Here is a 14,702-nt window from a genome sequence, read left to right as displayed (position 1 = left end):
CTCATTTTAAAGGAGTCTGACCTATGTCATTAAAGCAAAAGCTCGTGGCACTGGGGCTTTCTTCTGCTGTCGCGCTGGCTGGGGCTAATTTGATAGCTCCCACCGAAGCGCCGAATGGCGAGCCCGTTTTGCACACCTATCTTGATCCGGTGGAAGTTATCACTGCCTGCTTTGGCCACACTGACCCCGAGCTTGAGATCAACCAGTTTTTTAGCGAGCAGCAATGCATTGAAATGTTCGCCAAGGATTTAGGCAAAGCCGATCGGCAGCTGCGGCGGCTAACGTATCCGGTGCAACTTACCGAAGGTGAGCACGCTGCTTATCTCAGTCTGATTTATAACTTTGGCGCGGGTAACTTTCAAACCTCCACCTTGCGCAAGCTGTTACTGCGCGGCGAACGGGTGGCCGCTTGTCATCAACTTACCGAAGCCTGCGGAAAAAAGGGCTGTAATGGGTTTGTCTATGCCGCTGATATCAAGTTGCCTGGCTTAGTCGAACGCCGCAAAAAAGAACGTAAAATCTGCTTAAAGGATTTATATGTGGAAAAAAATCATTAATGCCACTGGCTCGCTGCATCTGTATTTAATCGCAGCGCTCATCATAGTGATAACGCTACTTGGCCTTAGCCTCACCGCCGTTAAAGCCGACCTCGCGTTAAAAAACTCGCAGCTAGAAACAGCCGCCGTTAACCAGCGCATACTGCAAGATGATCTCACAGTTGTTACCGATGAACTGCAAGCGCAGGCCATCGAACGTGACAGGCTTGCTAAGGATTACGCCTTTGCCTTAGCGCTCAATGAACAAACCGCTAAAGCCAAGGCTGAGATTGATCGCCAGCTTGCTGACCAGCGAGAAGCCATTAAAAAACTAAGGACCTCAGCCAATGAACAAACCCGAAGTTGGGCTAATACTGCTGTGCCTGATGATGTTAAGCGGCTGCTCAAGCACGCCGCCTATTGCGCGCACCGTAGTCACCAAGCAGACCCAATATGTGTTACCGCCGCAATCATTAATGAGCCAGTGCCTGCCAGCCGAATGTAGTTCAGACGCTAATGCCGATCTGCCCGATTGCATCATTCAACTCTTAGCCGTGATCACCAAGTGTGATACCGATTTGCATAACATCGAAACATGGCGAACGGAAAAACAGCATGAACAATCCATACATTAATGATGTTGCCACCCAAAAAGGGTTTACGTTGAGTGCCTATATATCGTCACTAATGAGCACATTGGGAGGTGCCTTTACTATGGATAAAGTGGCGATGTTAATTGGCTTACTGCTCGCTATCCTCACTTTTTTGGGCAACATTGCTTATCAAGAGTTTCGCCGTCAACGTGAGCGTCGCCAAGAGCAACGAGAGCGCTTACAAGAAGAAAAAGACGAAAAGCGCAAACAAGAACTTCACGCCGCCGACATGCAACTGAAAGCCGCCCTGCTAAAACAAGTGGAGCATCCTAATGGCCCGCATTCAACCATCACCACCCGAGCCTGTTCTACTGAGTAAAACCGACCTATGCAAAAGCCTTGAGATCAGCACCCAAGCGTTTGATAAGTGGGACGTGCCAGTGCACAGCAAGCGCGGCCGCGTGAGTTTATACAAAATGGCCGATGTGGTGGGTAACAGACTTGCCAACGAGCGCAAAAAAAACATCACTAAACCTGATGAAGATGATCCAGATGCGCCAAATATCGACTTCGAACGCTGGCGCTTAACCCGAGCACAAGCCGACGGCCAAGAGCTTAAAAACGAAAAAGACCGTAAAGAAGTGGTAGAGGTTCTGTTTGCCACCTTTGTGCTAAATCGCATTGCTGCGCAAATTGCCCCAGTGCTCGATCAAATACACATACGGGTAAAACGCAAATTCCCCGACATTCCAGAACGCACAATCGACGCTATCAAAGCGGAGGTGATTAAAAGCCAAAACACCGCCGCCGATCTTGCGGAGGGCATTGAGGGTTTATTAGATGAGTATATCGGCCGCGCAGATTAAAAATCTGAAAGCTGCCGTTGCTGCTGGGCTGCGTTCGTTCTATCGCCCACCCATGCTCACTTGTTCTGAATATGCCGACGAGCACTTTTACATGTCGTCTGAGTCCTCTTACACCGAGGGCAAGTGGGAAAGTTTACCGTTTCAAATTGGCATTCTTAATGCCATGGGTAACGACCAAATCAGCACGCTTAACTTAATGAAGTCAGCGCGTGTCGGTTACACCAAAATGCTGATGGCTAATGCTGCTTACAAGATTGAGCACAAAAAGCGCAACGTGTTGATCTATCAACCTCGTGATGGTCAAGCCAAAACCTTCATGAAAAAGCACGTTGAAACGGCGATTCGTGACATCCCTGTTTGGCGATCGCTTGCGCCTTGGATGGGGCGCAAACATAAAGACAGCACGCTAGAAGATAAAATATTCACCAACGGCAAAACGCTGATGGTGCGCGGTGGTACCGCTGCAGCTAACTATCGCGAAATCTCCACTGATGATGTGATCTACGATGAGCTAGCGGGTTTTGATGAATCCATCGAGCACGAAGGTAACGCCACATCGCTTGGTGATACTCGTATCGAGCTGTCGATGTTTCCTAAGTCGATTCGCGGTTCAACGCCTAAAGTGCTCGGTACCTGCCAGATTGAAAAAGCCTGCAGCGAATCACCGCACTATTTTAGGTTCAACTTACCTTGCCCACACTGCGACGAACTGCAGGATTTAAAGTGGGGCGGCCCCGAAGAAGCCTTTGGGATTAAGTGGCATAAAAATGCCAAGGGCGAGCACGATCCAAGCACAGCCTATTATCTGTGTGAGCACTGTGGTTGCTGTATCGAAAACAATCAGCTCGATGATATGGAGCTGCACCCAAGCGCAGTTTGGATATGCGAAAACACCGGCATCCGCACTAAAGACTTTTTAGATTTTTATGATGCCGACGGAAACGACATCACCACGCCGCCCAATATCTCGATTCATATCTGGTCGGCCTATAACTCGCTCAACAGCTGGGCGAAACTGGTAACTGAGTTCTTTAAAGCCAAAGGCGATAAAGAAAAGCTGCAGACTTTCGTCAACACTAAGTTAGGCCAACCGTGGGATAACGACAACGGCGAACGCTTAGAGTGGGAAGAATTAGCTAAGCGCCGCGAAATGTACCCGAGTGGCAAAGTGCCTAACTGGGTGGTGTATTTAACTTGCGGCATCGACACCCAAGATAACCGTTACGAAGGCCGTGTTTGGGGTTGGGGTGCGGGTAAAGAGGCGGCGCTAATTGACCGCTTTATTCTCCATGGTGATCCCGCTGATCAAGTTCTTAAAGACAAAGTGGCTGAGCGTATTGCGCAAAGCTATGCCCGTGCCGATGGTGTTGTGCTCAATATTGGCGTAGTGGGTTGGGACTCAGGCGGCCACTATACCGATGACGTTTACGCCATGAGTAAAAAGCTTGGACTAATGCGGGTTATACCCATTAGAGGTGCCAACGTTTACGGCAAGCCGATCGCCAACTTCCCCCGTAAGCGAACCGCCAAAGGCGTGTACTTAACGGAGGTCGGTACCGACAACGCCAAAGAGTTGTTGATGTCGATGTTGCGGATTGCCCCTGATGTGGATGTGCGCAAACCTGGTGCGATTCACTTTCCGCTCAACGAAGCGGTATGTGATGACGTTGAGCTGCAACAGCTCACCAGCGAACGCAAGGTGCCGGTGCGCCAAAACGGGCGGATCATCTATAAATGGGACAACCAAAAGCGCCGCAACGAGGCGTTAGATTGTTTCGTTTACGCCTTGGCCGCGTTGTATATCGCGATAGAGAAATTCGGCATTAACCTCGACAAACTTTCACAAGTTACCCCGATCGCCATATCAAGCGACCAACCCAAAGAACCAAAACCCAAAGCCGTAAAACAGGCCAATGCAAATGCTGCTTACCTAAACGGTGGCGGTGGTGGCAGTTCTGGCGGTTGGCTGTAGTTAATGCCAATAAAGCCAAGGATAACAGCATGACCCAAACCCAATGCCAACAGATGATCGATGCGTACTTTCAGGCCGAGCTTGATGTGTTAGCAGGCAAGCAAACCACGATCAACGGCAAAACAATGACCACCGAGGACCTAGGCGAAATTCGCAAAGGTCGGCTTGAGTGGGAGCGCCGATTAAGTGCCTTTAGCCGCCCACAGGGTGGCGTCAAGTTAGCCAGCTTTAACTAATCAAGCCGCATTAATAAGGCACTTCTAAAAATATAAGTCGGAGCAACACATGAGCATTATCAATGATGCGCTGGCGATATTTGCCCCGCGTTTAGCATTACAGCGTGAAGCGGCCGCAATGAGCTACCGCAACCTGAAAGGGTATGAAGCCGCCAGCCCAAGCCGCACGCATCGCGCTAAAAAGGAAAGTCGCGGGGCTAACCAAGCGGTATTTGCCGCAGGTAAAAGCCTGCGTGAGCAAGCGCGCTGGTTAGACGAAAATCATGATCTCAGTATCGGCATTCTCGACCGGATGGAAGAACGGGTGATCGGTGCCCAAGGGATTGTGGTTGAACCGCAGCCGCGCAGTATTAGCGGTGAAATCCTTGATGACTTAGCTAACGATATTCAACGCCGTTTCGGTGCATGGTCGCTTAAGTGTGATGTGACGGGCCGCTTTAGTCGCCCTGAATTAGAACGCTTGGTGTTACGTAGCGCCCTGCGTGATGGTGATGTGTTCGGCCAGCATGTGATGGGTAAAGTGTCGAAGTTCGGCCACCCAAATGAGCAAGGCACTCAATACAGTATTGAAGCCTTAGAAGCCGACTTTATCCCCTACGAGTTAAACGAACCAGCAAAGCGGGTACGCCAAGGGCTTGAGGTTAACGGCTGGGGCCAAGTGGTTAACTATCACGTATTGCTCGATCACCCTGCGGATCAAGTCGGCTTTCGCTACAAAACCAAAGTGATACCAGCATCGAGCATGATGCACTTAGGCTTATTTAAACGCCTGCACCAACTGCGCGGCGCTTCGTTATTCCACGGCATTTTAACCCGCCTTGGCGATATTAAAGACTATGAGGAATCTGAGCGAGTAGCGGCTCGGATTGCGGCCGCGCTGGCGTTTTACATCAAGCGCGGTGATGCCGCCATGTTTGTTCCTGACTCAAGTGGTGAATCGTCAAGCCGCGAAATCCCCATTGCACCTGGCATGACCTTCGATGATCTCAAGCCCGGTGAAGATGTGGGCATGATTGAATCAAACCGCCCTAATGTGCACTTAGTTGATTTTCGTAACGGTCAATTAAAAGCCGCCGCAGCTGGTACCCGTGGCAGCTATTCCAGCATTGCCCGTGACTACAAAGGCAGTTATTCAAGCCAGCGCCAAGAGCTAGTTGAGCAAGACGAATCCAACCGAATTATGCAGCAGTGGTTTTGTGCTGGCTGGTCGCGGCCTGTGTTCCGCAATTTTCTCAAAATGGAAATGCACAACAAGCAGGACCCATTAGTGCTACCGCCTGATCTCGACATGCGCACTTTATTTGATGCCGTGTACTACGGGCCCACCATGCCATGGATTGACCCACGCAAAGAGGCCGAAGGCTGGGAAATGATGATCGCTGCCAACGTCGCAACCGAGGCCGATTGGACTCGCGCCCGTGGCCGTAATCCTGCAGAAGTAAAACGCCAGCGTAAGCGTGAGGTGGATTACAACCGCGAAAACAACATGGTCACGGCCAATGACCCCGACCCGATACTTGGAGAACAAACCAGTGAAGAAAACCAAGATAGCAATAGCGGCAGCAGCGCTAAGCGCAATGCTGCCAAGCGGAGCGCTGACCGCGCCCGCCGCAACGCTGAGCCAGATTAACAACGAGTCTCACCCAAGCAAAAGCTGGTATAGCCTCAAGGCGCAAAACGGTAATGCCGAGTTAATGATCTATGACGAGATTGGCGGCTGGGGCATTAGTGCGCAACAGTTCGCCCGTGATCTACAGGCCCTAGGCAAAGTGGGCACCATTACCGCCCGTATTCATTCGCCAGGCGGCGATGTATTCGAAGGTATGGCGATTTACAACATGATCAAAGGCCATCCAGCGCACAAAGTTTGCTACATCGATGGCCTTGCTGCTTCGATGGCCAGTGTGATTGCCATGGCTTTTGATGAAGTCATCATGCCTGAAAACGCCATGATGATGGTGCATAAGCCTTGGGGCGGAACTCTCGGTGATGCTGAAGATATGCGCAAATACGCCGACTTGCTCGATAAGGTTGAAGGCAATTTAGTGGGCGCCTACCAACACAAAACAGGCTTGTCAGAAGATGAACTTCACGCCTTATTAGCCGCTGAAACTTGGTTAACAGGCCGCGAAGCAGTGGAAAAAGGTTTTGCCAACACCCTCACCGATCCGCTGCAAATGGCGGCATCACTTAATTCAAAACGTCTTAAGGATTTTACTAATATGCCTGAAGCTCTCAAAAACCTGTTTGCACCGCAGGGTAACAGTGCTCCCAACCCACTCGTGCCAGCACCAGCAGCACCTAATGCTCAGTTGCCTGCGCCTGCAGCAACACAACCTGATACCACAGCTATTCAAGCGGCTGCGATTGCGTTTAATACTGAGCGTATGAACGGTATCAATGCGGCATTTACTTTCTTTCCTGAGTTAGCAGAGTTACGTAATCAGTGTATTGCCGATGCCAACATCAATGCTGATAAAGCCAAAGACATGATCTTGGCAAAGTTGGGAGAGAACACTACACCGTGCGCTACGTTACCTCGCACGACTATTTATGCGGGTAACGGCAATATCGTTGGTGACTCGATCCGTGCTCAGTTAATGGCGCGTTCCGGCCATGCAAAAGCTGAAGCTAGCAACAACTATTCGAGCTACACCATGCTTGAGTTGGCGCGCGCCTCACTGTTAGATCGCGGTATCGGCTGCGCTGGATTCAACAAAATGGATATGGTCGGCTTAGCCTTTACACACAGCTCAAGCGACTTTGGCAATATCCTGTTAGATGTAGCTAATAAATCAGTGTTAATGGGCTGGGAAACCGCCGAAGAAACCTTCGAGCGTTGGACCAAAAAAGGTCAACTAGGCAACTTTAATATCGCCAAACGTATTGGCCTTGGTGACTTTAATAGCCTGCGCCAAGTACGGGAAGGTGCGGAATACAAGTACGTCACCGTTGGCGACCATGCACAACAAATCGCGCTGGCTACCTATGGCGAGTTGTTCAGCATTACTCGCCAAGCCATCATTAACGACGATATGAGTATGTTGACTGATATCCCAATGAAAATGGGCTTTGCCGCCAAAGGCACCATTGGCGATTTGGTATATGCGGTATTAACCAAAAACCCCGCAATGGCTGATGGCAAAACGCTGTTCCATAATGAACACGGCAACTTAGGTTCTGGTGCGCCAAGTGTGGCGGCCCTCGATGCTAATCGCATGTTAATGCGTAAGCAAAAATCGGGTAATCGCCCCCTGAATATTCGCCCTGAGTTTGTACTGTGCCCTGTAGCGCTTGAAACCACGTTTAACCAGATCATTAAGTCCAGTTCTGTTAAAGGTGCCGATGTGAATTCAGGTATTGCTAACCCAATCCAAAACTTTGCCGAAGTGATTGCTGAGCCTCGTTTAGATGATAACAGCGCGGTTCAGTGGTTCCTTTCTGCGGGTCAAGGCCGCGACACCATTGAGGTGGCTTACCTTGATGGCATCGACACGCCTTACATTGAGCAGCAACAGGGCTTCACTATCGACGGCGTCGCCACCAAAGTACGCATCGATGCGGGTGTTGCACCGCTTGATTACCGTGGATTGGTGAAATCAACAGGCGTGTAAACAGCGCTAAACCGACATAAATGGGCTATCAAACGATAGCCCTTTTTTATTCAGTTTTGTTTTTAAGCAGGAACACTCTCATGAAAAATTATGTGCAAGATGGCAAGACCATTAGCTTTACGCCCACCGCCGCAGTTGCCAGTGGTGAAGCGGTATTACTGGCCACATTGTTAGTTGTGGCGATTGGCGCCATTGCCGCCGATACCGAAGGTACAGGTGTCACTGAAGGTGTGTTTGAACTCCCTAAAAAGTCCACAGATGTGCTCGCAGTTGGCGCAGCCGTGTATTGGGACGACACCGCTAATGAAATCACATCACTCGCCACGGGCAATACCTTAGCTGGCAAAGTATGGGCTGCAGCGGCAAATCCATCTACCAGCGTCTGGGTGAAGATCAATGCCTAACGTTGGCAACCACTTTGCCGATCGCGTGCGGGGTAAAATGGTGCGGCTGTTTCAGCGTTTGGCTGATCCGTGCCTTTTTACCCCAAGCGATGGTTCTGCGCCATTTACTCGTCTGGTGAGTTTGGATGATAACGGCGCTGAAATTGCGGCCTCGTCTAATGAATATGTCCCCGAGCTAATCAGTCGTGCCGAGTTTTTACAATCCGAAGGGGCGGTAAATTCTGGTGATGAGTTTGCGATAGGTGAGGGCATTAGCGTCCAGCAAGGACGGCTCACCCAAAGGGTAAGCATGGATTCGGTCAGCGTGACTTTTATCTATATTCCGCTTGAGGCCTAGCTAATGGCACGCATAAAGATTGAAGGCATGGAGGCAGTAACAAAGGAACTTAACCGCATTCGTACCGCACAAGCGCCAGCAATTAATAGGGCAATTGAGGACGCAGTTAAGTTTGGTGAAAAGGCGACAGTCGATGCGATCTTCAACAAGTATGGTTTCAATTCAAAAAGCTATGTAGAAAACTTGATTAGCTACAGTGTAGACCCTAGCAATCTTAAAGGTTATATCAGCGCAAGATATCGCCCAAGCACCTTAACTCGCTTTGCTCGTCCATTGTATCGCACGGGTAAAAACGGCCGATCTAGAACGAACGGGCACATGATCAGCCCAATACGTAATGAGCCACATTGGTTTAAAGGCACATTTACCTTTATTGGTAAAAATCGCAATTTTTTAATGTATCAGCGTTTGCCCGGGCAAACGTGGCGCACATTTAAACAAGCCAAAGCGGCAGGCAATACATCTATGTATGGCCCTTCAGTTGCGGGTAGTTTTGGTTCAATACAAAAGGATATTGAGCCACCAATTATTAAACATCTACGCGAACGCTACGGCCACCACGCTAGCAGTTAACTAAGAGGCAACTCCATGATCCAAGCAATCTTAGACCGCCTCGGGCTGGTTGACGGCGCAACTGTACGTGAAGGTTTTTATGTGCAGTCCATTGCCAAAGAAAGCAAATTCATCTTTTTGCAGCCGTATACCGATGCCTTTGATGCTAAAAATGGCATTGATAAATACAAGGATGATCTGGTGCTGCAAGTGATTGCTGGCGTAAAACTCGCTAAAAATCCGCAACCAACCAGTGAGCTAATCAACCTCGTGCGTGCTATCCGAAGTGCATTCTATAAAGATGAACGCTTCCCTGAAAAACCTAGCTGGTTGCCCTCGGTAATCAGCTTTAAAGAGACAGAGCCCTGCAAGTACATCATGCCCGAAGCCCATGAAGAACACGGCCTAGCGGTGTTCACCCTATCCCTTGTTAATACCGTTAAATTTGGAGACTCACTATGAGTGAAATAGTAACCGAAAGTTACATCGGCTCAGCGATCGTCTATATCGATGGCCGTGACTGTGGCAACGTGAGCGGCGTAAAGCTCGCTATCGAACAAGAAACCAAATCCTTGCCCAACTACCGTGGTGGCGGAGGTTATGCCGATGAAGTCACGTTGATTAAATCCGTAAAATTAAGTGCGACCTTTTACGATTTTAACAACGAGAACTTAGCGCTAGCTATGCGCGGTAAGATTGATGTATTAACTGCAACACCCGTTGCAGATGAAGAAATTATCGCTGTGCTCGATGGCTTAGCGCAAACCGCAAAAATGATTGATACCAGTATCGCCCCTGTTGTTAAAAATGAAGCGGGTGATGTGACTTATGTACTTGATGAAGATTATGTTGTCAGTGCCGCGGGTATCCGCGCGTTATCGACTGGCGCCATTACAGCAGGCCAAACATTAACCATTGGTTACACCAGCCAAGCGGGTAATGCGTTGCAGGCATTAACGGAATCAGGCAAAACGGTCAGTGTGGTTGTTGACGGTATTAACGACTCAACCGGTAAACCGTGGATGCTGAAGTTTTATAAGTGGAAGCCCACACCCACATCAGGCTTAGACTTGATCGGTACCGATTACGGTAGCTTCGATATTGAAGGTGCTGTACTCGCTGACAGCTCAATCGTTGCCACGGGTAAGTCTAAGTTCTTCGTTCGTAGCGCTGCATAAGTCGAAAGATTTTCCCCTATAGCCCACAGCATGTGATCCATGTGCTGTGGGCTTTTATTTTGGTTTGTTAATTTCTATCAATCGGTGATGCCATGAGTTTTAAAGACCAAGAAGTGAATTTAATTATTCAAGGCAAAGATCTGTTTTCTGCTGAGGCCAAAAAATCTGAGCAAGCGTTGCAGGAGTTGGGGCGCGAAAGCGAAAAGCTCAATGAGCAACTTGATGATTTAAAACGCCAGCAAGAGGCTATTAAGGCGATTGATTCGCTTACTGAGTCTATCAATAAGGGCGAACGCGCCTATGTTGATAACGCCCAAGCGCTTGATAAGTTAAAGCAAGAGCAGAAGCAGGCTAATACTGAGGCAAAAAACCTTGAGAAATCGCAGCAAGATGCGGCTGCCTCAACCTCTAAGCTTGAAACTGAATACAGCCAAACTGCGGCGCAGTTGGCTAGCTATGATAGCCAACTTGCTTCCGCTCGCGCCGAAGTTGAGCGTTTAACCACGACTCAAAATAAAGGTGCACAGGCCAGCCAAGCTCAAGCAAAGGCATTATCCGCGGCTAAAACCGATTTGCAGCAGCTTGAATCAGCGCAAAAAAATACCGCCGCCAGTGCGACAAAGTTGGCAAACGAGCTTGAGCAAGAACGTAGCGAATTAACGCGCTTAGGTAGCGAAGTTGAAAAGGCTGGCCGTAATAAAGCCGAATATGCACTTAAAGTTAAAACGGCCAGCAATGAGCTAACTAACCTTGGCAGAAGCCTTGGCAGCAATAAAGCGCAATTAGATAAACAGCAAGCTGTGCTTAATAAAGCCGGCATTGATATGGGTAAGCTTGCCGATGCCAGCCAAGAATTAAAAACTAAACAAGCTGGCGCAGAAGCGGCGCTTAAAGGGGTTAACGATAAATTAGCGCAACACGATAGGTTATTGGTTGAGTCTAAAAACTCGGCCAAGGTCGCCAACGCGCAAACTGACCTCACCACCAAGGCGGTGAGCACGCTGGCTAAGGCTTATGCGGTATTGCTGTCGGCACAGCAGGCGGTGCAAACGGTAAAAAGTGGCGTTGAAAACTACGGTGAGTTAGAAGCCGCTATTACTAAGGTTGAAAAAACCACCAACCTTGCCCGTGATACTGTGGTGAAAATGGCCGATGAGCTTAAAAACCTCAGCGAAAACGTCACCCCTACCAGCACGAATGAGCTGCTGCGCATGGCGGAAGTGGCGGGCCAGTTAGGCACTAAATCGACTGAAGATATTCTCAGCTTGGTGGCTGCGGCTGATGCGTTGGGGTTATCAACCAACTTAGCCGGCGATGAAGCGGCAACCATGCTGGCCAGAATTTTAGGGATGACTCAAGAAGGTATCCCTGAGATCCATAATTTATCCTCTGCTGTGGTAGCGCTTGGTAACGACTTTGCGATTACTGAAGCTGATATTGTGCAGATGACCAAGGAGATAGTTTCTGGTACCCGTGAAATTAACTTGGGTTCTGCTGCGGCTGCGGCGTTTGGTACTACGCTGGCAGAGTTAGGCCAACCAGCTGAACGTTCGCGAACGGCTATGCAACGCCTTGGCGCTGAGATTAACGAAGCGAGCAAAAAAGGCGGCGATTCACTTGAGCGATTAACTAAGATTACCGGACTAACCGCTAAGCAGATTGAGCAAGATCTCGGTGATGCGCCTGAAAAGGTATTGGTTAAATTCCTTGAGGGCTTACAAAAGGTTAAGGCCGAAGGCGGATTAGTCTCTGATGCCCTTAAATCGATGGGCATTGATGGCACTGAGGCGACAGGCGTTCTCAGTGTATTAGCGGATGGTACAGATCGTCTAAAAGTTGCATTAGAGCTAAGTAATAAAGCCTATGCCGCTGGCGATTACCACATGAAGGAAGCGATTAAAGCTTATGCTGATCAAGAGTCAGCAATCGGTCGCTTACAAAATAAATTCCACGGTTTAACCACTGAAATAGGTGAGACTTTTTCTGCCGAAGTTGATAGCTCTATCCGAGGAACGGGTCGTGCTATTGATAGTGTTCGTGAGTATGTTGTTAAGTTGGCAGAATATTTACCTGAACTGATAGGTGGTTTTAGGGATGTATTAGAGGCGGCTAATAATTTTACCAGTTTATTCACGGACGGTGCGTTTGATGTTGTCCTGCGTAAAATTGATGAAATGTCATTAAATGCTAATTATCTTACCTCTGTTTTTAATACTCTCACTTTGGGTTTGCAAGGGACTACTTATGCAGCCTTATCTCTGGCTGAAAATATCGAATCTTTGGCTGGGATTGACACCACAAATTTGCAGAAAGAAATCGCCGATATTGGCGTGCAAATGTCGAAAACTAAGGAATCAATTAGCAAAGATGTTAAGGACATTGAGGAAACCAATAAGCGCTTAGCGGGCGAGTCATCCATTGCCTATAAAAGCTTTAATGACACTATGGATAAGTATGGTTTTGCGATGAGCAGGCTTAGTGCTGAACAGCAAAAGCAAATCCGCAGCATCATTGAGGCCAATAAATACAACGCTGAACAAGAAGATTTATATCGTAAATTAACCAATGCGATAGTTCGTGCTAATAACGAACTTGAGGTCGAAGCTAGCCTTAAAGTTACCTCAGCGAATGCCAATAATAATAAAGCAGAAGCTGACAAGAAGGCGGCTGAGGCTGCTAGTGCGCTTGCCGTTAGTCAGTCAAAGGTGAATACCTCTACAGAACAGTATTCTGTCACAGTAAAAGAGGCAATGGCTCGGCAAGCTGAACTAAATCAGCTACATGATAAAGGGCTTATTTCAACAGAAACATTGAATAACATGACCAAACTGCTCAATGCATCGGTCAAGGATTACAACGTAGAGGTTGATAAAAGTAATACTAAAACCCTCACTCAAACTGATTTAACTAATGCATTTCTTATTCAGCGCAAAGCGCTACAAGCGCAGTACGAAAAGGGTTTGCTGACTGAAAAAGAACTGAATATTTCACTGCAAGAGTTAGCGGCATCACATACTAAAGTCGTTGAACAGTCGAATAAATCCATTGCCGCGACAGGGTTGTTGTCTGATGCACAGTTAGACTTGCAAGAAAAAATATTAAGGACCGAGAAAGAGGTTCGTGATCTTGAAGCGGCTTTAAAAGATGAGAACAAAGCCACGGCTGAACTCACCCTTATAAAAGCTAAGTTGGCAAAGGAAGAAGCCAACCTTGCTGATCTGAAGCGCGAGTCTGTTGAGCTATCCAAGATAGAGAACGCGACCTATGTTGAACTGTTGATATTGCAGCGTGACTATGAAGCGCAGCTTGAAGCATTGGATCGAAATTTCAGGGCGGGTTTATTAACTAAGCAAGAGTACGATGCTCAGTCACAAATACTCAAAGGGACGTTGAGTGAAGTCAATAAAGTGGTGGGTGAAAGTAGTAAAAAGACAGATGAAAATACCGAGGCCACTAAGGAAAACACTAAGGCCACAAAGGATAATACTGCCGCAGGTATTGAAAATGCTAAAGTTATCGCGGAACAATTAAGTACGATTGATGACTTTAGGGGAAGTGCTGCCGCCACGCGTGATGTGATTGTTTCGCTGAATACCGAATACGATTACTCAAATGCCACTATCCAAGCAATGACCGAAAGGTTAGCGCAATTGGATAATCAAATTGCGGGTGCTGATCAAAAACGCGAACGACGTGAAATCAATAATGCCATTCGGATGCGTGATTGGGTCACTCAAATCGAGAGCGGCTCACTCAGCTTGCAAGAGCTAGGTGAACTTGCTGATCTCGCTAATAACTCTGTTGTAAGGCTTTCTGACAATCAGCTTGTTCCGCTCAACAAAGCGATCGATGAAGCCCGTTCACGTTTTAGAGAATTGGCTGATGAAATTAATAAAACCACAATGGATATTCAAGACCGGCTCGATACCGCTTTGGGCAACCAGAAGGATATTGCTGAGCGTAAGTTTGCTAGTGAGCTAAAGGAAGTGAACGATTTAATCACCACAGCTCAAGCATACGGTGATAGTCAGCTCATCAATAAACTGCAAAAAAGTCTTAGTGATCTTAAGCAGGCACAAGACTTAGAACGTAAGGCCCTGCAGGCCCAGCAAGCAACCGATAAGCAAAGCGCTGCCGAGGCGAAGAAGCAAGCCGAAGCCAGTGCCGCGGCTGCTAAAACTACCGCTCAAAATCAAGCAACCGCTACCGTTAACACGCAAGCCAATACCCAAACCAGCACGCAATCTGTGGCTAACACTTCAGATATGCAAGTGCTGCAACTGCAGGTTGGCAATAGCACCTTTAACGCTCAAATGAAGCGCAGCCTCGTCACTGAATTGATGAACGAGATCAAACGTCTGCAATCTGTTGGCGGTTAGCCAATCCTGTTATTCGCCCCATTTAATCAAAGGTC

At 48.2% G+C, this 14,702-nt stretch carries 15 protein-coding genes; all 15 read left to right on the top strand.

Annotated features, from left to right (window positions below):
* Nucleotides 1-23 precede the first annotated feature (23 nt).
* The 15 genes from L5M38_RS16300 (at nt 24) to L5M38_RS16235 (ending at nt 14,667) form a co-directional block, all read left to right on the top strand.
* On the top strand, nt 24-557 hold the full coding sequence (locus L5M38_RS16300) for a lysozyme (protein WP_263179665.1): 534 nt from the start codon (nt 24-26) through the stop codon (nt 555-557).
* Complete coding sequence (locus tag L5M38_RS16295) at nt 538-1,041, top strand: hypothetical protein (protein ID WP_263179664.1); 504 nt, start codon at nt 538-540, stop codon at nt 1,039-1,041. Before L5M38_RS16300 ends, L5M38_RS16295 begins: the two co-directional genes overlap by 20 nt.
* Nucleotides 923-1,171 (top strand): hypothetical protein, encoded by a 249-nt coding sequence (locus L5M38_RS24610; protein ID WP_227257030.1) that lies wholly within the window; start codon nt 923-925, stop codon nt 1,169-1,171. The genes L5M38_RS16295 and L5M38_RS24610 overlap by 119 nt, the downstream gene beginning before the upstream one ends.
* The gene (locus L5M38_RS16290; RefSeq protein ID WP_263179663.1) at nt 1,152-1,508 is read left to right on the top strand and encodes a phage holin family protein; all 357 of its coding nucleotides are present in this window, start codon (nt 1,152-1,154) and stop codon (nt 1,506-1,508) included. The genes L5M38_RS24610 and L5M38_RS16290 overlap by 20 nt, the downstream gene beginning before the upstream one ends.
* Nucleotides 1,462-1,995, top strand: a complete 534-nt coding sequence (locus L5M38_RS16285) for a terminase small subunit (protein WP_263179662.1) — start codon at nt 1,462-1,464, stop codon at nt 1,993-1,995. Before L5M38_RS16290 ends, L5M38_RS16285 begins: the two co-directional genes overlap by 47 nt.
* Entirely contained in the window at nt 1,970-3,967 is a 1,998-nt protein-coding gene (locus tag L5M38_RS16280; RefSeq protein WP_220592016.1) for a phage terminase large subunit family protein, read from the top strand. Before L5M38_RS16285 ends, L5M38_RS16280 begins: the two co-directional genes overlap by 26 nt.
* A gap of 29 nt (nt 3,968-3,996) precedes the next feature.
* Nucleotides 3,997-4,203 carry a hypothetical protein gene (locus L5M38_RS16275; protein WP_012196681.1) on the top strand — a complete coding sequence of 69 codons (207 nt, stop codon included), beginning with the start codon at nt 3,997-3,999 and terminating at the stop codon, nt 4,201-4,203.
* Nucleotides 4,204-4,252: 49 nt separating this feature from the next.
* Nucleotides 4,253-5,833, top strand: coding sequence for a phage portal protein (locus L5M38_RS16270; RefSeq protein WP_263179661.1), 1,581 nt, complete (start codon nt 4,253-4,255; stop codon nt 5,831-5,833).
* On the top strand, nt 5,736-7,817 hold the full coding sequence (locus tag L5M38_RS16265; RefSeq protein WP_263179660.1) for a ClpP-like prohead protease/major capsid protein fusion protein: 2,082 nt from the start codon (nt 5,736-5,738) through the stop codon (nt 7,815-7,817). Before L5M38_RS16270 ends, L5M38_RS16265 begins: the two co-directional genes overlap by 98 nt.
* 80 nt (nt 7,818-7,897) lie before the next feature.
* A complete protein-coding gene (locus tag L5M38_RS16260) occupies nt 7,898-8,221 on the top strand; it encodes a DUF2190 family protein (RefSeq protein ID WP_012196684.1) in 324 nt (107 codons plus the stop codon).
* Complete coding sequence (locus tag L5M38_RS16255; protein WP_263179659.1) at nt 8,214-8,558, top strand: hypothetical protein; 345 nt, start codon at nt 8,214-8,216, stop codon at nt 8,556-8,558. Before L5M38_RS16260 ends, L5M38_RS16255 begins: the two co-directional genes overlap by 8 nt.
* A gap of 3 nt (nt 8,559-8,561) precedes the next feature.
* Nucleotides 8,562-9,131, top strand: a complete 570-nt coding sequence (locus L5M38_RS16250) for a hypothetical protein (protein WP_263179658.1) — start codon at nt 8,562-8,564, stop codon at nt 9,129-9,131.
* A gap of 15 nt (nt 9,132-9,146) precedes the next feature.
* Nucleotides 9,147-9,572, top strand: a complete 426-nt coding sequence (locus tag L5M38_RS16245; RefSeq protein WP_263179657.1) for a hypothetical protein — start codon at nt 9,147-9,149, stop codon at nt 9,570-9,572.
* Nucleotides 9,569-10,288, top strand: a complete 720-nt coding sequence (locus L5M38_RS16240) for a hypothetical protein (RefSeq protein ID WP_106649474.1) — start codon at nt 9,569-9,571, stop codon at nt 10,286-10,288. The genes L5M38_RS16245 and L5M38_RS16240 overlap by 4 nt, the downstream gene beginning before the upstream one ends.
* A gap of 92 nt (nt 10,289-10,380) precedes the next feature.
* A complete protein-coding gene (locus L5M38_RS16235; RefSeq protein WP_263179656.1) occupies nt 10,381-14,667 on the top strand; it encodes a phage tail tape measure protein in 4,287 nt (1,428 codons plus the stop codon).
* Nucleotides 14,668-14,702: the final 35 nt, after the last annotated feature.

The organism is Shewanella sp. SM101 (assembly GCF_025654465.1).
Lineage (GTDB): Bacteria > Pseudomonadota > Gammaproteobacteria > Enterobacterales > Shewanellaceae > Shewanella > Shewanella oncorhynchi.
The sequence above is the reverse complement of the archived record's forward strand: the minus strand, read 5'-3'. Positions and strand labels throughout refer to the sequence as shown.

Coding starts and splice junctions, on each gene's coding strand:
- L5M38_RS16300 (WP_263179665.1), top strand. CDS start 24: ATGTCATTAAAGCAAAAGCTCGTGGCACTGGGGCTTTCTTCTGCTGTC.
- L5M38_RS16295 (WP_263179664.1), top strand. CDS start 538: ATGTGGAAAAAAATCATTAATGCCACTGGCTCGCTGCATCTGTATTTA.
- L5M38_RS24610 (WP_227257030.1), top strand. CDS start 923: ATGATGTTAAGCGGCTGCTCAAGCACGCCGCCTATTGCGCGCACCGTA.
- L5M38_RS16290 (WP_263179663.1), top strand. CDS start 1,152: ATGAACAATCCATACATTAATGATGTTGCCACCCAAAAAGGGTTTACG.
- L5M38_RS16285 (WP_263179662.1), top strand. CDS start 1,462: ATGGCCCGCATTCAACCATCACCACCCGAGCCTGTTCTACTGAGTAAA.
- L5M38_RS16280 (WP_220592016.1), top strand. CDS start 1,970: ATGAGTATATCGGCCGCGCAGATTAAAAATCTGAAAGCTGCCGTTGCT.
- L5M38_RS16275 (WP_012196681.1), top strand. CDS start 3,997: ATGACCCAAACCCAATGCCAACAGATGATCGATGCGTACTTTCAGGCC.
- L5M38_RS16270 (WP_263179661.1), top strand. CDS start 4,253: ATGAGCATTATCAATGATGCGCTGGCGATATTTGCCCCGCGTTTAGCA.
- L5M38_RS16260 (WP_012196684.1), top strand. CDS start 7,898: ATGAAAAATTATGTGCAAGATGGCAAGACCATTAGCTTTACGCCCACC.
- L5M38_RS16255 (WP_263179659.1), top strand. CDS start 8,214: ATGCCTAACGTTGGCAACCACTTTGCCGATCGCGTGCGGGGTAAAATG.
- L5M38_RS16250 (WP_263179658.1), top strand. CDS start 8,562: ATGGCACGCATAAAGATTGAAGGCATGGAGGCAGTAACAAAGGAACTT.
- L5M38_RS16245 (WP_263179657.1), top strand. CDS start 9,147: ATGATCCAAGCAATCTTAGACCGCCTCGGGCTGGTTGACGGCGCAACT.
- L5M38_RS16240 (WP_106649474.1), top strand. CDS start 9,569: ATGAGTGAAATAGTAACCGAAAGTTACATCGGCTCAGCGATCGTCTAT.
- L5M38_RS16235 (WP_263179656.1), top strand. CDS start 10,381: ATGAGTTTTAAAGACCAAGAAGTGAATTTAATTATTCAAGGCAAAGAT.